This is a genomic window from Sporolactobacillus sp. CQH2019 (genome assembly GCF_028765345.1).
Taxonomy (GTDB): Bacteria; Bacillota; Bacilli; order Bacillales; family Sporolactobacillaceae; genus Sporolactobacillus.
Genome location: NZ_JARAJZ010000017.1, coordinates 41,487 through 61,871 on the forward strand (window position 1 = coordinate 41,487; position 20,385 = coordinate 61,871).

General features: G+C 48.2%; 28 protein-coding genes and 3 pseudogenes. 24 read left to right on the forward strand and 7 right to left on the reverse strand.

The annotated features are described in order from the left end of the window. Positions 1–12 precede the first annotated feature (12 nt). The 17 genes from rplO to rpsI all read left to right on the forward strand — a co-directional run bounded on the left by rplO (position 13) and on the right by rpsI (position 10,993). Positions 13–453: a 50S ribosomal protein L15 gene (gene rplO, locus OYT88_RS18610; RefSeq protein ID WP_274401869.1), complete on the forward strand. Its 441-nt coding sequence runs from the start codon at positions 13–15 to the stop codon at positions 451–453. After that, complete coding sequence (gene secY / locus OYT88_RS18615; RefSeq protein ID WP_274401870.1) at positions 453–1,739, forward strand: preprotein translocase subunit SecY; 1,287 nt, start codon at positions 453–455, stop codon at positions 1,737–1,739. The genes rplO and secY overlap by 1 nt, the downstream gene beginning before the upstream one ends. Positions 1,740–1,773: 34 nt before the next feature. Then, a complete protein-coding gene (locus OYT88_RS18620; protein WP_274401871.1) occupies positions 1,774–2,427 on the forward strand; it encodes an adenylate kinase in 654 nt (217 codons plus the stop codon). Continuing rightward, positions 2,424–3,173, forward strand: coding sequence for a type I methionyl aminopeptidase (gene map, locus OYT88_RS18625; protein ID WP_274401872.1), 750 nt, complete (start codon positions 2,424–2,426; stop codon positions 3,171–3,173). Before OYT88_RS18620 ends, map begins: the two co-directional genes overlap by 4 nt. A 16-nt stretch (positions 3,174–3,189) precedes the next feature. Further along, positions 3,190–3,513: a KOW domain-containing RNA-binding protein gene (locus tag OYT88_RS18630; RefSeq protein ID WP_274401873.1), complete on the forward strand. Its 324-nt coding sequence runs from the start codon at positions 3,190–3,192 to the stop codon at positions 3,511–3,513. Beyond that, positions 3,506–3,724, forward strand: coding sequence for a translation initiation factor IF-1 (gene infA / locus OYT88_RS18635; RefSeq protein WP_010024579.1), 219 nt, complete (start codon positions 3,506–3,508; stop codon positions 3,722–3,724). The genes OYT88_RS18630 and infA overlap by 8 nt, the downstream gene beginning before the upstream one ends. 40 nt (positions 3,725–3,764) lie before the next feature. Beyond that, positions 3,765–3,878, forward strand: a complete 114-nt coding sequence (gene rpmJ / locus OYT88_RS18640) for a 50S ribosomal protein L36 (protein ID WP_010024581.1) — start codon at positions 3,765–3,767, stop codon at positions 3,876–3,878. 21 nt (positions 3,879–3,899) lie between these two features. Beyond that, positions 3,900–4,265 carry a 30S ribosomal protein S13 gene (gene rpsM, locus OYT88_RS18645; RefSeq protein WP_135349423.1) on the forward strand — a complete coding sequence of 122 codons (366 nt, stop codon included), beginning with the start codon at positions 3,900–3,902 and terminating at the stop codon, positions 4,263–4,265. Positions 4,266–4,285: 20 nt separating this feature from the next. Then, a complete protein-coding gene (gene rpsK, locus OYT88_RS18650; RefSeq protein WP_188804749.1) occupies positions 4,286–4,675 on the forward strand; it encodes a 30S ribosomal protein S11 in 390 nt (129 codons plus the stop codon). A gap of 163 nt (positions 4,676–4,838) precedes the next feature. Next, complete coding sequence (locus tag OYT88_RS18655; RefSeq protein WP_274401874.1) at positions 4,839–5,783, forward strand: DNA-directed RNA polymerase subunit alpha; 945 nt, start codon at positions 4,839–4,841, stop codon at positions 5,781–5,783. A 75-nt stretch (positions 5,784–5,858) separates the two neighbouring features. Continuing rightward, positions 5,859–6,224: a 50S ribosomal protein L17 gene (rplQ, locus tag OYT88_RS18660; protein ID WP_274401875.1), complete on the forward strand. Its 366-nt coding sequence runs from the start codon at positions 5,859–5,861 to the stop codon at positions 6,222–6,224. A gap of 302 nt (positions 6,225–6,526) precedes the next feature. Further along, positions 6,527–7,366 carry an energy-coupling factor ABC transporter ATP-binding protein gene (locus OYT88_RS18665; protein WP_443029727.1) on the forward strand — a complete coding sequence of 280 codons (840 nt, stop codon included), beginning with the start codon at positions 6,527–6,529 and terminating at the stop codon, positions 7,364–7,366. Next, complete coding sequence (locus OYT88_RS18670; RefSeq protein WP_274401876.1) at positions 7,342–8,214, forward strand: energy-coupling factor transporter ATPase; 873 nt, start codon at positions 7,342–7,344, stop codon at positions 8,212–8,214. Before OYT88_RS18665 ends, OYT88_RS18670 begins: the two co-directional genes overlap by 25 nt. After that, complete coding sequence (locus OYT88_RS18675) at positions 8,207–9,001, forward strand: energy-coupling factor transporter transmembrane component T family protein (RefSeq protein ID WP_274401877.1); 795 nt, start codon at positions 8,207–8,209, stop codon at positions 8,999–9,001. The genes OYT88_RS18670 and OYT88_RS18675 overlap by 8 nt, the downstream gene beginning before the upstream one ends. Positions 9,002–9,016: 15 nt before the next feature. Then, positions 9,017–9,757, forward strand: a complete 741-nt coding sequence (gene truA / locus OYT88_RS18680) for a tRNA pseudouridine(38-40) synthase TruA (RefSeq protein ID WP_274401878.1) — start codon at positions 9,017–9,019, stop codon at positions 9,755–9,757. Between the two features lie 385 nt (positions 9,758–10,142). Next, complete coding sequence (gene rplM / locus OYT88_RS18685; protein WP_274401879.1) at positions 10,143–10,580, forward strand: 50S ribosomal protein L13; 438 nt, start codon at positions 10,143–10,145, stop codon at positions 10,578–10,580. A 20-nt stretch (positions 10,581–10,600) separates the two neighbouring features. Then, positions 10,601–10,993 carry a 30S ribosomal protein S9 gene (gene rpsI / locus OYT88_RS18690; RefSeq protein WP_274401880.1) on the forward strand — a complete coding sequence of 131 codons (393 nt, stop codon included), beginning with the start codon at positions 10,601–10,603 and terminating at the stop codon, positions 10,991–10,993. A gap of 85 nt (positions 10,994–11,078) precedes the next feature. Here rpsI and OYT88_RS18695 read toward each other — a convergent pair whose 3' ends face one another. Then, entirely contained in the window at positions 11,079–11,444 is a 366-nt protein-coding gene (locus OYT88_RS18695; protein ID WP_274401881.1) for a tyrosine-type recombinase/integrase, read from the reverse strand. 49 nt (positions 11,445–11,493) lie between these two features. Between OYT88_RS18695 and OYT88_RS18700 the strand changes: the two genes are divergently transcribed. Next, positions 11,494–11,634: a hypothetical protein gene (locus tag OYT88_RS18700; protein ID WP_274401882.1), complete on the forward strand. Its 141-nt coding sequence runs from the start codon at positions 11,494–11,496 to the stop codon at positions 11,632–11,634. Positions 11,635–11,711: 77 nt separating this feature from the next. On the opposite strand, the gene OYT88_RS18705 is transcribed toward OYT88_RS18700, so the two are convergent. Beyond that, positions 11,712–11,834: a YjcZ family sporulation protein gene (locus tag OYT88_RS18705; protein ID WP_274401883.1), complete on the reverse strand. Its 123-nt coding sequence runs from the start codon at positions 11,832–11,834 to the stop codon at positions 11,712–11,714. 185 nt (positions 11,835–12,019) lie between these two features. Then, positions 12,020–12,091 (reverse strand): annotated as a pseudogene (locus OYT88_RS21030) (YjcZ family sporulation protein); the annotation flags it as partial. Positions 12,092–12,233: 142 nt separating this feature from the next. On the opposite strand from OYT88_RS21030, the pseudogene OYT88_RS18715 reads away from it, so the two are divergent. Beyond that, positions 12,234–12,915, forward strand: a pseudogene (locus tag OYT88_RS18715) (terminase large subunit domain-containing protein); the annotation flags it as partial. After that, positions 12,899–13,333 (forward strand): hypothetical protein, encoded by a 435-nt coding sequence (locus tag OYT88_RS18720; RefSeq protein WP_274401885.1) that lies wholly within the window; start codon positions 12,899–12,901, stop codon positions 13,331–13,333. The pseudogene OYT88_RS18715 and the gene OYT88_RS18720, both read left to right, overlap by 17 nt. A gap of 81 nt (positions 13,334–13,414) precedes the next feature. On the opposite strand, the gene OYT88_RS18725 is transcribed toward OYT88_RS18720, so the two are convergent. From OYT88_RS18725 to OYT88_RS18735, 3 genes and pseudogenes are all read right to left on the reverse strand, one after another. Beyond that, a complete protein-coding gene (locus OYT88_RS18725) occupies positions 13,415–13,735 on the reverse strand; it encodes a DMT family transporter (RefSeq protein WP_274401886.1) in 321 nt (106 codons plus the stop codon). 264 nt (positions 13,736–13,999) lie between these two features. Continuing rightward, positions 14,000–14,410, reverse strand: coding sequence for a type II toxin-antitoxin system HicB family antitoxin (locus OYT88_RS18730; RefSeq protein ID WP_274401887.1), 411 nt, complete (start codon positions 14,408–14,410; stop codon positions 14,000–14,002). A 30-nt stretch (positions 14,411–14,440) separates the two neighbouring features. Then, a pseudogene (locus OYT88_RS18735) lies at positions 14,441–14,619 on the reverse strand (type II toxin-antitoxin system HicA family toxin). Between the two features lie 1,036 nt (positions 14,620–15,655). Here OYT88_RS18735 and OYT88_RS18740 point away from each other — a divergent pair. The 4 genes from OYT88_RS18740 (at position 15,656) to gerD (ending at position 18,916) form a co-directional block, all read left to right on the forward strand. After that, complete coding sequence (locus OYT88_RS18740) at positions 15,656–16,093, forward strand: DUF2521 family protein (RefSeq protein WP_274401888.1); 438 nt, start codon at positions 15,656–15,658, stop codon at positions 16,091–16,093. A gap of 84 nt (positions 16,094–16,177) precedes the next feature. Further along, complete coding sequence (cwlD, locus tag OYT88_RS18745; protein ID WP_274401889.1) at positions 16,178–16,888, forward strand: N-acetylmuramoyl-L-alanine amidase CwlD; 711 nt, start codon at positions 16,178–16,180, stop codon at positions 16,886–16,888. Positions 16,889–16,979: 91 nt separating this feature from the next. Beyond that, complete coding sequence (gene salA, locus OYT88_RS18750) at positions 16,980–18,026, forward strand: iron-sulfur carrier protein/transcriptional regulator SalA (RefSeq protein WP_274401890.1); 1,047 nt, start codon at positions 16,980–16,982, stop codon at positions 18,024–18,026. 335 nt (positions 18,027–18,361) lie between these two features. Beyond that, the gene (gene gerD / locus OYT88_RS18755; protein WP_274401891.1) at positions 18,362–18,916 is read left to right on the forward strand and encodes a spore germination lipoprotein GerD; all 555 of its coding nucleotides are present in this window, start codon (positions 18,362–18,364) and stop codon (positions 18,914–18,916) included. A gap of 28 nt (positions 18,917–18,944) precedes the next feature. Here gerD and OYT88_RS18760 read toward each other — a convergent pair whose 3' ends face one another. Continuing rightward, complete coding sequence (locus OYT88_RS18760; RefSeq protein ID WP_274401892.1) at positions 18,945–19,697, reverse strand: polysaccharide deacetylase family protein; 753 nt, start codon at positions 19,695–19,697, stop codon at positions 18,945–18,947. Positions 19,698–20,385: the final 688 nt, after the last annotated feature.

Genomic DNA, 20,385 nt, shown 5'->3' on the forward strand with positions numbered 1-20,385 from the left:
GGAGGTGCCAAGATGAAACTCCATGAATTAAAACCGGCCGAAGGTTCCCGTTTCAGCAGAAAAAGAGTCGGCCGCGGATATGGTTCCGGACTTGGCAAAACGTCCGGCCGAGGACAAAAGGGACAGAAGGCCCGTTCAGGCGGTAATGTCCGTCCTGGTTTTGAAGGCGGACAACTGCCTTTGCTGCAGACGTTGCCGAAAAGGGGATTCAAGAATCCGACCCGCAAGGTTTATTCAATTGTCAATCTTGATAAATTGAATCGTTTTGAAAACGGAACGGAAATCACACCGGAACTCTTGCTTGAAACGCGCGTCGTCAGAAAACTGAATGACGGCATCAAGATTCTGGGTACGGGCAAACTGGAAACGAAACTGACCGTCAAAGCGCAAAAATTTTCTGCTTCTGCCAAAGAGGCAATTGAAGCTGCCGGCGGAAACGTTGAGGTGATTTGATGTTTCAAGTACTTTCAAGTATGTGGCGAGAGGCTGAAATACGTCGAAAGATCATATTTACGCTGCTGATGCTTATTGTGTTTCGAATCGGGACATTCATTCCCGTTCCCGGCATCAACAGCAGTCTGATTAACATTAGCGATTCCAGCGCCTTTGGTTTGTTCAACACCTTTGGCGGCGGGGCGTTGCAGAATTTCTCGATCATTTCGATGGGTGTCATGCCCTATATCACTGCATCCATTATCGTTCAGCTTTTGCAGATGGATGTTGTCCCTAAATTGACTGAGTGGTCGAAACAGGGAGAAATGGGAAGAAGAAAACTGAATCAGCTGACTCGGTATGGAACGATAGTACTTGGATTTATCGAAGCGTTAGGTCTTTCCTATGGATTTGATCAGAATTTTCCCGGGCTGGTCGTAAATCCGGACATCTGGACCTACCTCATTATTGCATCGGTGCTGACCGCCGGCACGGCGTTCCTTATGTGGCTCGGCGATCAAATTACGGCTTATGGCGTCGGAAACGGAATTTCGATCATTATTTTTGCAGGAATTGTGGCACGGATCCCGACGGCAATCAATCAGATTTATGCCCAGCGTTTCGCTTCCGCGACCAATACATTTATGGAAATTCTTAGTTTGCTTGCCATGATTGCGGTCGTGCTGGTTATTGTCGTTGGAACGATTTTTGTACAGCAAGGGGTACGGAAAATTCCGATTCAGTATGCGAAAAGAACGATCGGAACGAAAACGTACAGCGTCGAGCCGACGCATCTGCCGATCAAGGTGAATGCAGCCGGAGTCATTCCGGTCATCTTTGCCATCTCGCTGATGATTACACCGCCGACTATTGCCCGTTTCTTCCATAGTAATGCTGTCACAACTTGGGTAGAACGCATCTTTGATTACTCAACGGTCTATGGAATGGTTATCTATGCGGCTCTGATTATCGCTTTCACCTATTTTTATACGTTTGTGCAGGTCAATCCGGAGAAAATGGCGAAAAATCTTGGGGAACAGGGCGGGTACATTCCGGGAATCCGCCCAGGCAAGAATACGGAGAAGTATATCACCAAGATTTTGTACCGTCTGACCTTTCTGGGCGCGATTTTTTTGGCGGCGATCTCATTGCTTCCGATTGTTTTCGGTCAGCTCGGCAACTTGCCGACGAGTGCTCAAATCGGCGGTACCAGTCTTCTGATCGTTGTCGGTGTTGCTTTGGATACGATGAAACGTATTGAAGGTCAATTGGTGAGAAAAAATTATCAGGGTTTTATAAAAAGATAATTTGATTACGGCAAGAGAATCTGGAGGGGGTAGCATGAATTTAATTTTGATGGGACTTCCGGGAGCCGGAAAGGGGACACAGGCGGAGCGCATTGTCGACCATTATGGGTTTCCGCATATCTCAACGGGAGACATGTTCCGTCAGGCGATTAAGGATGGCACGGCGCTCGGGAAACAAGCGAAAGCTTTCATGGATAAGGGCGCTCTTGTACCGGATGAAGTGACGATCGGCATTGTCCGTGAGCGTCTTGCCAAAGCGGACTGCAAAAACGGATTTCTGCTGGACGGTTTTCCGAGAACCGTCCAGCAGGCGGAAGCGCTTGAAGCGATGATGACGGAAATGAACAATAAAATCGACGCTGTTCTTTATATTCATGTCGATCCGAAAAAATTGCTGACGCGCCTGACCGGACGTCGAATATGTGCCAATTGCGGCGCTACCTATCATCTGACATTCAATCCTCCGAAACAGGCAGGCATCTGCGACAGATGCGGCGGTCCGCTGAAACAGCGGGCGGACGACAGTGAAGAAACAGTGCATGAACGGCTCCAGGTCAATATAAAGCAGCAGCAGCCGCTGGTTGCTTTTTATCAGGAAAAAGGTTTGCTGAAAACGGTGAACGGCGATCAGCCGATTGAAACGGTTTTTCGGGATGTTTCTGCAATACTGGGAGCTTTCGCCGAATGATCAGGCTGAAAACCGAGAGTGAGATCGCCAAAATTCGATGTGCAGGCAGAATCGTTGCTCAGGCGCTTGAAGATTTGCGCCGGATGATTGAGCCGGGCGTATCGACGATTGAACTTGATGCACTGGCAGAGCGCTCGATAAGAAATGCGGGAGCGGAGCCGTCTTTTAAAGGCTATGACGGGTTTTCAAATAGTATTTGTACATCTGTTAACAATCAGCTGGCTCACGGCATTCCCGGTTCCTATGTTCTGAAGGACGGAGACATTATCAGTATTGATCTCGGCGCTCGCTATGACGGCTTTCACGCAGACTCCGCCTGGACTTATCCTGTAGGCCGGGTATCCGGATCCGACAGCAGGCTTCTTCAGGTGACAGAAGAGGCATTATATCAGGGAATCGCCGAAGCAAAACCGGGCGCCCGCCTGACGAACATTTCGCATGCGGTTCAAGGCTGCGCCGAATCGGGCGGATTTTCCGTTGTACGTGAGCTGACCGGCCACGGCATCGGCCAAGCGCTTCACGAAGATCCTGATGTACCTAACTACGGCAGGCCGGGGCGCGGGCCGACGCTTAGGCCCGGAATGGTTATTGCCATTGAGCCGCTCATTAATGAGGGAAGCCGCAATATCTATATTGTCGAGGATGATGGCTGGACCATTTTGACACAGGATGGAAAAAGGTGTGCTCATTTCGAACATACTTTAGTGATTACTGAAAATGGAAATGAGATCTTGACAAAGCAATAGGTGAAGGTGATGATTGATGGGAAGTGATCAGGCACCACTGCCTGTTCCCGGTCAGCTTGCTCGTGTTTTGAAAGGGAAAGAAACCGGCTCTTATTTTGTGGTTGTGCGACTTCTCGATCGCCGTTTCGTTGAAATTGCGGATGGAGACAGACGCAGATTCGACAATGCAAAGAAGAAGAACATCAGCCATCTTGATCTTCAATCATATGTGTCCGCCGAAGTTCAGAAAAGCCTGCGCGAAACCGGACGCGTGACAAATGGAAAACTGCGTTTTGCCATCGCGCATTATTTAGATGAAGAAGTCAGTAACAAGAGGAAGGGTGAGTCAGCCGATGGCTAAGGAAGATGTCATTGAAGTTGAAGGCACCGTTATCGAACCACTGCCGAATGCAATGTTTCGTGTCGAGCTGGAAAATGGTCATAAAATTTTAGCTCATGTATCCGGAAAAATACGAATGCATTTCATCCGCATTCTGCCCGGAGACAAAGTAACGGTTGAACTGTCGCCGTATGATGTATCGCGGGGCCGCATAACTTTCAGGCATAAATGAGCAGGAGATGCTCTGCAGTGTATATAAGGAGGGTTCAACAATGAAGGTAAGACCATCCGTGAAAAAGATGTGTGAAAAATGCAAGATCGTCCGCCGAAAAGGTGTTGTGATGGTTATTTGTGAAAATCCGAAACACAAACAAAGACAAGGATGAAAGAAGGAGGTGTTTTAACAGATGGCCCGTATTGCAGGTATTGACATTCCAAGAGAGAAACGAGTCGTTATTTCGCTGACCTATATATACGGTATCGGACTGACGACGGCCAAGAAGATCCTGGCGGAAGCAAAAGTCTCTGAAGATACACGTGTCCGCGATTTGACTGAAGAAGAACAGACACGTATTCGCGAAGTCGTCGATCACTATCGCGTGGAAGGGGATCTTCGCCGGGAAGTTTCTCTGAATATCAAAAGGCTGATCGAAATCGGTTCATATAGAGGTATCCGGCATCGCCGCGGGTTGCCTGTCCGCGGACAGAATACGAAAAATAATTCGCGCACACGCAAAGGTCCAAAGCGCACGATGGCAAATAAAAAGAAATAAGCAAGGAGGGTTAAGCATTTATGGCAAAACAACAACGTACGCGCAAGCGCCGTATCAAGAGAAATGTCGAAAGCGGAGTGGCTCATATTCGTTCGACATTTAATAATACAATTGTGACGATTACCGACCCGCATGGCAACGCGATTTCCTGGGCGAGTGCAGGCGGTCTCGGATTCAAGGGCTCGAGAAAATCGACGCCGTTCGCCGCGCAGACCGCAGCTGAAGCAGCCGGGAAAAGCGCGCTGGATAACGGTATGAAGACGATCGAGGTCTCTGTCAAGGGACCGGGTGCCGGCCGGGAAGCCGCTATTCGTGCTCTGCAGGCAGTCGGGCTTGAAGTGACAACGATCCGTGACGTGACTCCCGTTCCCCACAATGGCTGCCGTCCGCCGAAACGCCGTCGTGTCTGATCTGCGGGTGTATAGCTCGCAATCAATCTGTTTATAATGCTATTAAAATAAACGTGATGATACCGATGCAAGAAGCACGCCGTAAGCCCTAAGGAGCATTAATCGGGAAACTTTGGCCGGCGTCGACCGGAGTTTTGACGTTTTGAAGGAGGGTTCTTGTTTGATGATTGAGATCGAAAAGCCAAGGATCGATACGGTTGAATTGGCAGACGACGGAAGTTACGGAAAGTTTGTTGTTGAACCGCTCGAACGTGGGTACGGCACGACTCTGGGTAATTCTTTGCGTCGAATTTTACTTTCTTCCCTCCCAGGCGCGGCTGTTACAACAGTTCAGTTTGATACTGTGCTTCATGAATTTTCCACCATCGAAGGCGTTGTAGAAGATGTAACGGCGATTATTCTGAATATCAAGAAACTGGCATTGAAATTGTATTCAGATGAGGAAAAGACACTGGAAATCGATGTTCAAAGAGAAGGCAAAGTGACAGCCGCCGACATAAATCATGATAGCGATGTAGAAATTCTGAATCCGGATCTGGAAATTGCTACCCTGGCCAAGGGTGCTCATTTTCATGTACGGATGCTGGCCAAAAAAGGACGCGGGTATGTCCCTGCTGAGGGAAACAAGTCCGATGACCTGCCGATCGGTGTCATTCCGATTGACTCAATTTATACACCGATCTCCCGTGTAAACTATCAGGTTGAAAAGACGCGGGTCGGCCAGGTTGCCAATTATGACAAACTGACGCTTGATGTCTGGACCGACGGCAGCATTCGTCCGGAAGAAGCTGTATCGCTCGGTGCCAAGATTTTGACTGAGCACCTGAATATTTTTGTCGGTTTAACCGATCAGGCGCAAAAAGCGGAGATCATGATCGAAAAAGAAGAAGACCAGAAAGAAAAAGTGCTTGAAATGACGATTGAGGAGCTGGATCTGTCGGTTCGCTCCTATAACTGTCTGAAGCGTGCCGGAATCAACACGGTTCAGGAACTCACTCAGAAAAGTGAAGAAGACATGATGAAGGTCAGAAATCTGGGTCGCAAGTCGCTTGAGGAAGTGGAAGAAAAGCTGAATGATCTCGGCCTTGGGCTGAGAGTCGAAGAATAGCCAATGGACATGGAACATTTTTCTTTTTTGCGCAAAAAAGAAAGAGTCAGGACAGTACAAAGGAGGTACAGGTAGATGGCATATGTTAAACTGGGGCGGGATTCGGCTGCGAGGAAAGCCCTGTTCCGCGATCTGGCAACCGATTTAATTATAAATGAACGGATTCAGACGACGCATTCCAAAGCCAAAGCGCTTCGGTCCGTCGTTGAAAAGATGATCACCCTGGGTAAACGCGGCGACCTTCACGCACGTCGTCAGGCCGCTGCATTTATTCGCGATGAAGTGGCCGATCAGGAATCCGGTCAGAAGGCGCTGCAAAAATTGTTCGACGATATAGCGAAACGCTATGAAGATCGTCAGGGCGGATATACACGGGTACTGAAAGTCGGCCCGCGCCGCGGCGACGGTTCTGAGATGGCGATCATTGAACTGGTCAAATAAGTATCTCTGATGAAGGGCAGAAGCACGGTTCTGGCGAGCCGGTTTTCTGCCTTTTTTCACACAGGCAGGCATTGATCATCATGCATGTGCACATGCATGACCGGGCGGTGGATTCGCCGGCCGGGAAAAGTCTTTTGAATCCTGATTATCCGCGGAAAAGGGGCGGATGAAGGCCGCCCGCAAAACAAATCTCTGTGGTCGGGAAATTGCAGAGAAAACGGCGCCGGGAGCACTGAAACAGCGGTGTTTCCGGGATACATAGAGAACGCTGACAGGCGGGCCGAGAGGAGCGGTGGAAAATCATGGTGAAAATTATTGAAGTCGGCGGACTGTATTATCGCTACAATGAAGATCAGCCATGGGTGCTCCATGATCTTAATTTTTCGGTGAATAAGGGTGAATGGCTGGCGATCATCGGGCACAACGGTTCCGGTAAATCGACACTTGCAAAATGTCTGAACGGCCTGATTGTTCCCCAAAAAGGTACAGTCCGCATCGGCGGATTTGATACAAGCAATGAAGAGACGATCTGGGATATCCGGCGGATGGTCGGCATGGTCTTCCAAAATCCGGATAACCAGTTTGTCGGAGCTACGGTCCGCGACGATGTAGCTTTCGGCATGGAAAATAACGGCATTCCCCGTGAGGAGATGATCAGGCGGCTCTCGGAGGCGCTCCGGTTTGTTAAAATGGAGCGGTTCGCCGACAGCGAACCGCACCGGCTGTCCGGCGGTCAGAAGCAGCGTGTTGCCATCGCGGGTATTATTGCACTTCAGCCGCTGATTATCATTCTGGATGAGGCGACTTCGATGCTTGATCCGGAAGGACGGAAAGACATGATCAGGACGATGCGCTATCTGAACAGGGAGCGCCGGCTGACCGTTTTGTCGATTACACATGATCTGAGCGAGGCCGTCTATGCCGATCGGATGATCGTGATGAATCAGGGAGAAATTGTCCGTGAAGGCTCCCCGCGCGACATATTTCAGGCACCGGAATTTCTGGAAAAAATAGGGCTTGATTTGCCGTTTACCGTCAAACTCGGTCACATTTTGCATGAAAAAGGAATTCCTCTGACCGATGCCGCTTTATCTCAGGAAGAGTTGGTGAATGAGCTATGGACATTACGCTCGAACATGTGACACATGTTTATAATCCAAGAACACCCTTTGAGCGGCTTGCCATCGACGACGTGAATCTGTTTATCCCTTCAGGATCTTTCACTTCGATCATCGGACAGACGGGTTCGGGAAAATCAACACTGGTCCAGCATATTAACGGGCTTCTGAAACCGTCCAAAGGCCGGATCAGCGCAGGTAAAATGACGATTGAAGCCGATGGGAAAAAATCGGATTTAAAAGCGCTCAGAGAAAAGGTAGGGTTTGTTTTTCAGTATCCGGAGCATCAATTATTCGAAGAAACGATCATTAAAGACGTTTGCTTCGGACCGATGAATTTCGGGGTATCCGCTGCGGAGGCGACGACCCGGGCGGAGGAGAGCCTGAACCTTGTCGGCTTGCCGTCTTCGTATTGGCACCGTTCCCCGTTTGACTTGAGCGGCGGTCAGATGCGGCGTGTGGCGATCGCCGGCGTGCTCGCCATCCATCCTGAGGTGATCATTCTGGATGAACCGACGGCGGGTCTGGATCCGCAGGGGAGAAGGGAAATCCTTCATCTGTTTGATAAATTGCACAAGGAATTCAACCTGACGCTGATTATGGTCACCCACAACATGGGGGACGCGGCTCTTTACTCCGATCAGGTCGTCGTTATGGCTGACGGCCGTCCGGTCATGGTCGGCAAACCGGAAAAAGTTTTTGCCAGAGAAGAAGAGCTGCGCAAGATAGGGCTCGATGTGCCGGAGACTATGATGTTTTTGGACAAGTTAGCTGCGAAATTCGGCGCCGGCCGGATACCGCCTGTTTTTACCATCCAGGAAACGGCCGACAGAGTGATGCGGCTTTTGAATGGAGGTTCTGAAAATGTTTAACTTGATTATCGGTCAGTACGTACCGATGGAATCCTTTGTTCACAAACTTGATCCGCGTTCAAAACTAGTCAGCGTCTTACTCTTTGTCGTCGTTGTTTTCCTGGCTGACAATTGGCAGACCTACGGATTGGTGACCCTTTTCTGCCTGGCCGGTATTTATTTTTCAAAAGTTCCGCTTCGCTTTATTTGCCGGGGGCTGCAATCCATTCTGTTCATTGTTCTGGTGACCTTTATACTGAACCTGTTCTTCACGGCGGGCGGCCCGCTCCTTTTTAGCATGGGCTGGCTGCACATTTATCTTAATGGACTCATTCAATCTATTTTTATTTCGATCCGTCTTCTGGTCATTATTGTTGTCGCCACTCTGCTGACGCTGACGACATCCCCGATCGAAATCACAGACGGAATGGAAACGCTGCTCGCACCTCTGAAAAAAATTAAATTGCCGGTTCATGAATTTGCACTGATGATGTCGATCTCACTGAGATTCATTCCGACTCTGCTTGAGGAGACTGAAAAGATCATGAAGGCGCAGGCGGCGAGAGGATCGGATTTTACAAGCGGTTCGCTGAAAAATCGCGTGAAAGCTATTGTCCCGCTCCTTGTCCCGCTGTTCGTCGGTGCTTTCAAACGTGCTGAAGATCTGGCAATGGCGATGGAAGCGAGAGGGTATCGCGGCGATATCGGACGTACAAAGCTTCGCAGGCTGGTCTGGACCTGGCGGGATACGCTGCTGCTGATCGTGTTTGCTTTCCTTACGGCCTTATTGATCATGATACGAAGCTAGATTGCAGGTGAAAGCATGGCAAAACTGAAATGTACGGCGGCCTATGACGGTTCCCGTTTTTTCGGGTATCAGGTACAGCCCGGAAAACGTACCGTGCAAAGAGAGATCGAAACGGCTCTGTCAAGAATTCATCACGGCCGGACAATAAAAATTACAGCTTCCGGCCGGACCGATCGCGGAGTTCATGCCGTCGGCCAGGTTTTTCATTTTGAAAGCCCGCTTAATATTCCGTCCGTGAACTGGACAAAGGCGCTCAACAGCCTTCTTCCTGATGACATCTATATAGACCGGACGGAAAATGTACCTCCGGATTTCCATGCCCGCTTTGATGTAAAAATGAAGGAGTACCGCTACAGGCTGCTGACCCGCCCGCAACCGGATCTGTTCCGCCGATTCTACACGCTTCACGTAAAATCCTCTCTTGATTTGCAAAAAATGAATGAGGCCGCCGGATTTATAATCGGAACCCACGATTTTTCATGTTTCTGTGCGGCGAATACAGATGTCAAAGATAAGGTCAGAACGGTGTATCATCTGGACGTTCATCGGGAAGGAGAGGATGAGACGGTCATCCGTATCGTCGGCAGCGGGTTTCTTTATCAGATGGTCCGAATTATTACCGGAACTTTGATCGCTGTCGGTATGCATGAGCTTCAGCCGGAGGCGCTCCCCGATATTATTGCGGGCAGAGACCGCGGGGCTGCGCCCAAAACGGCCCCCGCCCGCGGTCTGACGCTGTGGCGGGTCACTTACTAGCAGAATGATTCAAAAATAATGGATGCAGGAAGATGTTCAGGGCATATTGCTATAGAATTAATTAAGTTGAAGCTTTATGAAACGGTCCGCTGGAAATCGCTTGCGCCTGTCATTTTTCCAGAGCGGATGTCTTGGCTGTATGTTTTGAATCGGATGACCGGTGCCCCTTCCGGGTGTTGCCGGCCTGCTTGACAAAGGGTCTCCAATGTTATAAGATGTAGTTCGGTATTCTTGATTTGACCACTATTAGCCCCAAACAATACTGGTTCAAATAAATGAACGGACAAAGCGGAAGGCGGAGTCGTCTGCGTTTTCCGAAAAGCAATCGAAGCGGCTGTGGGCCGCGGAGATAAATAGAAATCATCGAAATCTAGGAGGAAACATCGTGCGTACTACCTTTATGGCCAAACCGGAAACGGTTGAACGTAAATGGCTTGTTATTGATGCCGACGGTCAGGTGCTGGGCCGCCTCGCAAGCGAAGTGGCTGCAATTCTCCGCGGCAAGAACAAACCGACTTTTACACCGCATGTCGATGTCGGTGACAATGTGATCATTATTAATGCGAAGAAGATCGAACTGACAGGGAAGAAGCTTCTGAATAAAAAATATATCCATCATTCCGGCTATCCGGGCGGTATTAAATCCCGTTCAGCGTTGGAGATGCGGGAAACCCGCGCGAAAGAAATGCTTGAACTGACGATCAAGGGCATGCTGCCGCATAACAGCCTCGGGCGCCGCATGTTTACGAAACTGCATGTCTATGAGGGTGCGGAACATCCGCACATCGCACAAAAACCGGAAGCCTACACGCTCCGCGGATAATTGAGGAGGGACAAGTAAAAATGGCACAAGTACAATATTACGGCACCGGCCGACGCAAGAGTTCCATTGCCCGCGTCAGGCTCGTTCCCGGTGATGGAAATATTGTGATTAACGGCCGCAGCGCCGATGAATATTTCAATCTCGAAACGCTTCGCACGATTCTGAAGCAGCCGCTCGTTACGACGGAAACGGAAGGAAGATATGATGTTCTCGTCAACGTTGCCGGCGGCGGATTTACCGGCCAGGCCGGCGCAATTCGCCACGGCGTCGCCCGCGCATTGCTGAAAGCCGATCCTGACTATCGCCCGGCGCTGAAAAAGGCCGGTTTTCTGACCCGCGATCCGCGTATGAAAGAACGGAAGAAATACGGACTCAAGGGCGCACGCCGCGCTCCGCAGTTCTCAAAACGCTGATCTGTCAGCGTTTCAAGGCTCTCAACCACATCGGTTGGGGGCTTTCTTTGTGCTTAAAAATTGCATTTTGACGATTTTTCGACGATCAGCGGTTCTGTTTCAACATTTTCATGTGTTCTTCGTATTTATCTGCCTCATTCATTTTGACCCGTTTTGCGACATGTGTGTAAATATTCATCGTCGTTTCCATGCGTCGGTGGTCGAGAAATTTCTGTGCTGTTTTGACACTCACACCAGCTTCATAGAGAGCCGTCGCAAAAGTATGACGGAATCCATGTACAGTTATTTTTGTGAAATCCGGATTGTCTTTGATAAATTTATCCAGAGTTTCGTTTGGTTCGGCCAGCCGAAGCGGTCGAAGATCTACCCGCGAAACAACATATTGAATGCGCTCCTGAGCGATTCCATAAGCGAGCAGGCGTTCTTTCTGAATTGTTTTCCATTTTTTCAATGCTTCAATTTCATAATCTGTCCCATTTCTTTTTGGGGGAGGGAGAGACATGAGCCATAGAAAATGGATTCTGCTCTTTCGAATGGAAGACCTGCAGAAAGTTCACCTGTATGAACCGCTTCAGGAACACGACCTGAATGAGCGGCTGCGGGAAGGATGGAAAGAAGTGAGGAAGAAAAAGTTTGAGTAATAAAAGGGACACCTAAATGAGGTGTCCTTGACATGGGGTGCTGAATGAGTTGGGGGACCTGGTGGAATGGGAAATGACTACCAGATAACGGCACCGATGATGATCAGCAGAATGAACAGGACAATAAGCAGTGCGAAACCACCACCTGCACCATATCCACCGCCGCATCCGCATCCGTAACCAGCAACTGGACCTCCCATGACGACACCCCCCTTATCACGTGATAAGGCAGTATATGTGCGGAAGGATAAATGTGGAATGGGTAAAGCGTCTAAATGGGCAGGCACAGCCACTAGGTGGGAAACGAATCAAAAGAGCATCCGGTGCCAGGATGCTCTTTGAAGGAGGCTTGCATGAGGGCTGCTTATGGATACGGCATTTGTTCTTAATAAACGAAAGCAGTTCCGACAATAATTAACAGAATGAACAGCACAACAATCAGAGCAAAGCTGCTGCCACTGCTGTATCCGCTACTGTAGCCGTAGCTAGATCCACCATCATATCCCAAGAGAGCACCTCCTTGTCACGTGATAATACATGATATGAGCGGACAGGCGATCTTGAAGGGGACAAATGGATGAATGATAGTGCCTGTTTTGTCGGTGGATGATAACACGTTCCTCAATGAGCGGTACCGAGAGAATATCAAGGCGACCACACCGAGCGGCATGTTCTATGACCGAGACATTAACGGATTATGGTGCGCAGCCGAGGACGTTGTCTACAAAGATTTTAACCAGGACGTGCATTACATTAGCGAATCCATGCTGCAGGAAATTAATATGGTAAAATATTTTGCCGGCGTTGACTTTGACTATGAGCACTATGGAGCAATCGTTGTGATCGGTGAAGACGACAAAGGCAATTTCTATTTACTCGAGGAACACGCGAAGCAGTTTGAAGAGATTGACTATTGGGTTGATGTGGCTATCGGCATTAAGGGCCGATAGCCGCATCAACTTTTTTTGTGATTCTGCGCGGCCCGAACACGTTAAACGGCTGAGACGTGAGCATATCCGGGCCATTAACGCAGATAAGGCAGTCATTGCGGGCATTGAAGAAGTCGTACGACTGTTCAAACGCAAAAAGCTGTTCGTTGTTAAGGATCGCGTGCAGCACTTCAAAAAAGAAATCTACATATACGTGTGGAACGAAACAACCGGCGAACCTGTCAAGCTGTGGGATGATGTGCTTGATGTTCTTCGCTATGCCATCTATACCAACAACCGGCCAGAGCGGCGCCGAACAGGAGGGAGGAAAGAGCGTGAATCCGTTTATTAAGTATATCAAGAAGATCCAGGCAGAAGGGACCACAGTGGATACGGTGAACGCGATCATCAATGATCATCAGCGCGAACACAGGCATATGAAGCGCCTCTATCGTTATATTGCCAGTATTAAAGATGGGCCGAAAATTTTCGATCGTAAACCAATCAATTACGGAACCGGAGCGTCACGGAATATCTTCCGACTGGACGACAAGGTCAACAATATGCTGAATAACAGCTTTGATTCGGACATTGTGGACACGAAGATCGGTATATGTTCGGGCATCCGATTACTTATCGGGCCGATCAGGCAAGTGACTCATGGACGCAGGAGATTCACAACTTTCTCCTGCGTAGCAATGCCGAGGATTAGGACGCTGAATGTGGAAAGTTCGCAGCAGGCTCAGAGCAAGCCTGCTCAGAAGGCTTGACATCTTGACATAATGAAAAAACCCGGCTTTGATAAGCCGCCGAGCGAGCGGCGTTATTTTTTCAATTTCTCATATTTCTAATTAGTGACCACTCGTTACTTTTATACCAATAATACATATTATCAATAATCCGATGAAAATCCATGTTAGGAAAGGTATACCATCTTTGAAAAAGATAACTCCGATAATAATAGCACCGACAGCACCGATACCGGTCCAAACAGGGTAAGCAATGCTTAAGGGTAACACTTTAGTTGCCCTGGCTAAGAAAAAGAAGCTAAGCATCATGCCTAAAATGGTATAAAGAGAATAATCCCATCTTGTAAATCCTGCACTAAGTTTCATCATAGTGGCCCAAACAACTTCAAATAGTCCCGCAATAATTAAATATAGCCAATCCATATTAACCTCCAAAAGAAAAAGATACATTCACAACTTCTTCTACGACCTAACGAAGTTTGCAAATATATCTTTTTTACCGCCCGGTGGTGGTTTCGCTCAATTAAATTTTAGATTCAGTTTACCACACTTTACGGATATAACGTGTACTTTTTTACATCATTGTTCACCAGCCCGGGAAACCGGGTATACATAAAAAATATCCCCGCGCTTTGGTGCGGGGGAGGATCTATTACTCATCAGCGCGTGAATCGAAACTTTTAATACCTAAGGGCGCTTAATCCCAAGACGCTCCTTTATTGCAAACTGCAGTAATTGCGAAAAGTTAATTTTGTTTTTTTCTGCTTCATCGTTCAGCCACTTTGGAATAGTTAATGTTTTTTTTACGGCTTTATTCTCGATCTCGTCACGCACGATGTCCGTCCATGCTTCGATCAGAACAACAAACCCACCAGCAGGGACTTGAATAGTGCTTGGGTTTGAAGGCGCCGGAATAACGGAACCGTCTTCTTCGAGGGCATACATAAAGCCTTCGAGAACATCTTTAGCCATATAAAGAGCATTTTGAATATCTTCGCCTTCTGAAATACAGCCGGGAAGGTCGGGGAATGTAATTGTATATCCATTACTTCCATCTTTGCCGGGATCGAAAACCGCAGGGTAGATATACTTTGCCATTTTAAAAATCTCCGTAGGGCAAAACAGGATTTATTTCAGTCCTGCCTGCTTAAGTATTGCATTTAGGGTGCCGGGCTTTAAGTCTCCGGAATGATTGGGAATGGTGACTAGGCCTCTTTTAGTCGGATGAATTGATAATGGCTGCCGACCACTCGGACTAAGTACCACCCATCATTCTCGATTAACTTAATTACTTCTCTGGGTTTCAATGCCCTCCCTCCCTACAAATATATCATTGCACGTATTAATAACACGTGCAATGATATATACGTATTATTTATACGTTTATAAAAAATCCCTGCGCCGAAGCACAGGGATTACATAAGGGGATCAGATTGATCACTTATAGTATGCACATTCTAGCGGTTAAAATACTCTTTAATCTGTTTGTTAATCCGCTCCATGACTGCCATTCTGCGTAAGTGGGCTGATCCAGCCCTGGGGCAAATACGTTTGTTGTCAATAGAACCTTTGTTAAGTTGGCTTCGCTTTGACGACGTGAGCAATCGTTGTTTAACCATCAGATCATAGCATTTGTAAACCAGAACTGGCTCATATGTTTTGATGCCAAGCACGCAGCCAACACAATAAAGATGATATTTATCTTCATTAGGAAATAAATGGCCGACTCCCCATTCCGTAAATAGATCCTGTTCGATAATCTTTGGCTGTATACATGAAATCCCCTCCTACTGTTTAATATAGAAAGAAAATGAAAAAACGGTGATCTGCTCTGACAATTTTTTGACGATCATCTGGCGATTTTTGGTGATGACCGGTGATATTGATATGGGTGGCTAATGCTTGCTATGAGCGTATCTTATTGTAGAAAAAATGCCTGATTTTGAAGGCATGAAAGAACGGAAGAGATACGGACTCAAAGGCGCACACCGCGCTCCGCAGTTCTCAAAACGTGATCTGTCAGCGCTTCAAGGCTCTCAACCACATCGGTTGGGGGCTTTTTGCTGTTTGAAATCAGCTCATAGCCCCTATTTCTCCTTTTTTGTGCCGTTTCATCTGTTCAATATTTTCCACCCCTTCGCTTACAAAAGGAAATTGTAACAAAAGGATCCGATTTTGTTCTTCAATCTGCCGATAAGTATATCATATATCAGATTGTGCAAAAATCGGCTGAACAATGAAGCCTGCGGCCCCCTTTCGACCGGACGGAACTGATTTGGAAAAAGCTGTTACGGTTGATTCTTAAGTGTTTGCAGGATGATAAGGGGAAAAGGAGGAAGTATGATGGGAATAGTCATGGACTTTCAGGAAAGGCAGCGGCACAAACAGATGGACTTTGAACGGCGGGTACTGCAGGATCTGTCTCTTGAGAAAATAGAAGCCTCCATTCGCCAGCGCTTTAATGATTATCTGGCACAGGTCCCTTCGTCGGCCCAGACGGCACGGGATATGTGCGCGGAATATGCGCTGGAGGCGTTTCTGCTTGGCTCTTCAATGGGCAGATTCGGTTTCTACGGTGAGGATACGGAAAATGTTTTTCAAAGGAGTATGCTTCCGTTTGAGGCGCTTCACGGCGATTTTTTTGATTTCTGGCTGTTCTGGTCGGCTTCCGATCCCGCTGCGGCTACAGAGCTCGAAGAAGCTTGCGATCGTTATCTGTATACCTGGTGGCAGGAAGGATTCGAGGCATCGCTCAGACGATGGCGGATGAAATTGCGTTGATCGGGGCTTCTCTTTTCCTGCATAATTTATACGGCTGTCCATATACATGTTCAAGAGACAGGCTCGCAATGAGGGGGAAGAGACATGATCAGAAAATGGCTGCTCGGATTGTTTGCCGTTGTTACAGTATTTGCGGCAATTGCCGCCGTCCGCTGGGCGATTGTCAGCCGGCATACCAGTATGCCCTGGCATTTGCCGCTTTCCGGCCGCGTCATCGTTGTTGATGCGGGACATGGCGGTGCGGACGGCGGGGCTGTCGGGGGACAGACCGAGGAAAAGAAGATCACTCTCGCAATAGCCGACGATCTTCGCCATTATTTACAGGAATCCGGCGCACTGGTTGTGATGACCCGTGAAAGCGACAAAGACCTTGCCGATGCCGATTTCAGCGGGAGGCGCAAAACACAGGATTTGCTGCGCAGGGCCGATCTGATCAAAAAAACACATCCCGATGTTTTTATCAGCATTCACCTGAATGCGATCCCGTCACCTCAGTGGCACGGCGCTCAGACTTTTTATTATCCGAGTTCGGAAGAAAACCGGAAGCTGGCCCTATTCATTCAGAATTCATTAAAAATAAACCTCGGCAATACAGACCGCTATGCAAAACCGATCGGTCATGTTTATTTGCTTAAAAAGGCCGCTCCCCCGGCTGCGCTGGTTGAAGTCGGCTTCCTGTCGAATCCCGGGGAACGGGCTCTGCTGGTTGAGACAAATTATCAAAAACAGGCGGCAGCCGCGATCAGCCAGGGAATTATGCGCTATTTTACAAATGAAAAGGTTCCTCAGAATTAAAAAATATTCCGTCCGTTCGTTTTTCAAGTTTTTCACAGAAAGGTTTGCTATACTAAAATGGAAATGACACGAGGAGAGGCAGGCCTGTATTATGATGGATCAGGAAAAAGTAACGGAAGTTTTGAAAACGGTTCAAGATCCTTTTTTACATAAAAATCTGGTGGAAACACATGCCCTGAGGGACCTGAACATTAAGGGGAACTTTGTCAGCCTTAAGCTTGCGCTGTCAAAGGAGGACAACGTCAAGCAGATGCAGATCCAGGTCGAAATTTCTTCCAAACTGAAAGAGAAGGGGGCCGAGTCTGTCGGCATGCGGTTTACAGTACTCGGCGAGGATGAGATAAAAGCACTGGGCGGTTTTCCTGAAGAGGAGATATCGCTGCTGTCTCCGGAAAGCGGGACTGTTTTCATTGCCGTGGCAAGCGGTAAAGGCGGTGTCGGCAAGTCGACGGTATCTGTCAATCTTGCACTGGCGCTGGCGCGGCAGGGTAAAAAAATCGGCCTTCTGGATGCCGACATTTACGGGTTCAGCGTTCCGGATATGATGGGTATTGAGGACAGGCCGATAGTGGAAAATAACCGGATTATTCCGATTGAACGCTTTGGGGTAAAGGTTATTTCTATGGGCTTTTTCGTTGAAAACAATTCGCCCGTCATCTGGCGGGGACCGATGCTTGGGAAAATGCTGAATAATTTCTTCAGCGATGTCGACTGGGGCAAACTGGATTGCCTGATTCTCGATCTGCCGCCCGGTACCGGCGATGTCGCCATGGATGTGCACAGCAGAATTCCCCACTCCAAAGAAATCATCGTGACGACCCCGCATCCGACCGCTGCATTTGTTGCTGCGCGGGCGGGAGAAATGGCCGTTAAGACAGAACATGAGATTCTTGGTGTCATTGAAAATATGGCCTATTATCAGAGCCGGAAAACCGGCGAAATCGAGTATGTGTTCGGACAGGGCGGCGGGGAAAAATTAAGCAGCCTTTTGAAAACCGACCTGCTCGGACGTTTGCCGCTCCGGCAGCCGATTGAACGGGAAGGCGAATTTGCTCCCGGCGTCTATTTTGAAGGCGATCCGATTGCCGCAATTTACGATCGCATTGCGGAGAAAGTGATTAACAAGCTGCAGAAATGATCATATCTTTCAGAAAAGCCTCCGCAACTTGCGGAGGCTTTTTTAGGCTTTGGACAGCCGGCGTACCAGCCGCGGCGGCAGGCTGAAAAGATAACAGGCGTCGCCAAAATATTGTCTGCCGGTGAAGAATCGTCTTAAAGAGATGGATCGTATTTAAGAAAAGCCGCTCCTGAAATCCATATTTCAGTTAAGTCGGCAGACGATTCATTGTTAAAGAAATAATAGAAGAAATTTGCCAGCGGCTGCCGAAACCCGGCCGGCCCTTACTTAGATTGAATAATTCGCCCGGTATCCCGCATATTAGAAAAGAACGCGTCTGTGAGGAGGAAATCCGTATGGCGAAAATAGGGCCGATCATACTTGCTTTGCTGATGCTGCTCGTTGCCGGGGCGGGCTGCAGTTCTGAGTCTGAACAACCGACGTATCAGGAGAACAAAAAGATGGTACTGGATATGCTTAAAACCGATGAAGGAAAACAGGCAGTCAAAGAGCTGCTTCAGGATCGGGAGATAAGGAACACTCTTGCATTTGATGAGCCTGCTGTGAAAAAAGCGGTTACCGAGACGCTGACTACGGAGCAGGGAAAAAAGATCTGGAACGGAATTATAACAGATCCGCAGTTCTCCGGCCGGCTGGCCCGGGCTATGCAGCAGGAGAACGAAGCACTTCTGAAGAAAATGATGAAGGATCCGGACTATCAAGGAATGATGATGGATATCCTGAAGGCTCCCGGGCTTCAGGAGCAGTATCTGGATTTGATGAAGACTCAACCATTTCGGGAACAAATAAAAATGGGTGTACAGGATGCACTGACCGGCCCTTCTTTCCAGAAACAGCTGATGGATGCGATTTCCGAAGCACTGAAAAAACAGAGCGGAAAGAGCAGCTGAAGGGTCGGCCATTGCCGGTTTCATGCCGTTAATTTAGTAACTGCTGCTTACCCTGGGCATCGGCGATCAGATTTTTCAACGTCACAAATGTATAGCCTCTGTTTTGCATCTCGCGGATAATCAGCGGCAGCGCACGATCGGTTTGTTTTGCCGAATCGGAAGCATGCAGACGGATAATGTCTCCTTTTCCCGCCTCCTGGAGCACACGGCTGACGATGACTTTGTATCCCGGATTTGTTTCATCCTGCGGATTGACACTCCACAACACCGGTTGCAGCCGCAGCTGGTTAGCCGTCGTCAAGGTTTCGCTGTTCATCTTTCCATAAGGGGGCCGAAGCAGTTGCGGTTTTCCGCCACCCGATTTGTCAATGGCGGCATTGGCAAGAATTATGTCACGCCGCACCTCGCCTGGACTGAGCTGTGTGTAATCCTCATGGCGCATTCCCTGCGATTCGATTTCATTTCCGTCTTTCGCTGCCTGCTGAACAAGATCGGGGTGCCGTTCCGCCCATTCTCCTGAAAGAAAAAATGTGGCTCTGACATGCTCTTTTTTTAAGGTTTCCAGAATCGTTTTGATCTGCTGGTCGCCCCAGTTGCAATCGAAAGTGAGAGAAAGATGCTTTTGTTCGGTTTCGACCCTGGACAAAGCGCCGCTCTCTTTTATCGGGGTGAAAACGTCCGCCTGCTGTTTTTGAACAAACAGGATCAAAGCCGCAAAGAAAGCTGCGATCATGATGAGAAGAAGATTTTTAAATTTTTTTCCGTTGATGACCCATAACATGAACGTCCCCACCTTGTCTCCAATGTTTGTACCATTCTATGGCCAGGCTGTCCCGAATATGCAGCAGGTCCCCGCTTGAACGAAACGGGAAGCATTGTTTTTTATTCTCTGTGACGAAGCAAAAGCAGTCCAAGACACGGAATACATAACACCGATTGTTCTGATGACTTATAAGCCGTCCTGCTTGTGCTGGCGCAAGCCGATAAACCCAGGCGATGGAGAAGCTCCCCGCCTGCGCTAAACTCAGAAATGATTGTTCCGGGGTGAGGAAGAGCCGCTCCGAACTTGAGAGATACTGCTTTAAAGTGCAAAAATCGTTCAAACTCGAAAAACGTTGTCTGAAACAATATTGTTTTTAAAAATTCGTATCTGAATGAAAGAAAGGGATGCCTGTATAGCTTCCGAAGGAGAAAAAATGACAAAAAATGATTGACAAATCGCAGACAGCTGGTACAATAAACATTGTTGTCTTTCCTGATGACAGAATTCAGATAATCTTGTTTGGATAAAAAGGGATTGACAAATTGCTTACAGGTCATTATAATTAATAAGGTCGCTGATAAGCGACGAAGCGAATGTTCCTTGAAAACTGAACAAAAGCCAAGCGCAATTGAGAAGGGGCCCACCCTTCAATCAATTCAAACAGCTGAGGAATCAAACACGGAAACAACGGATCTGCGGATCCGAA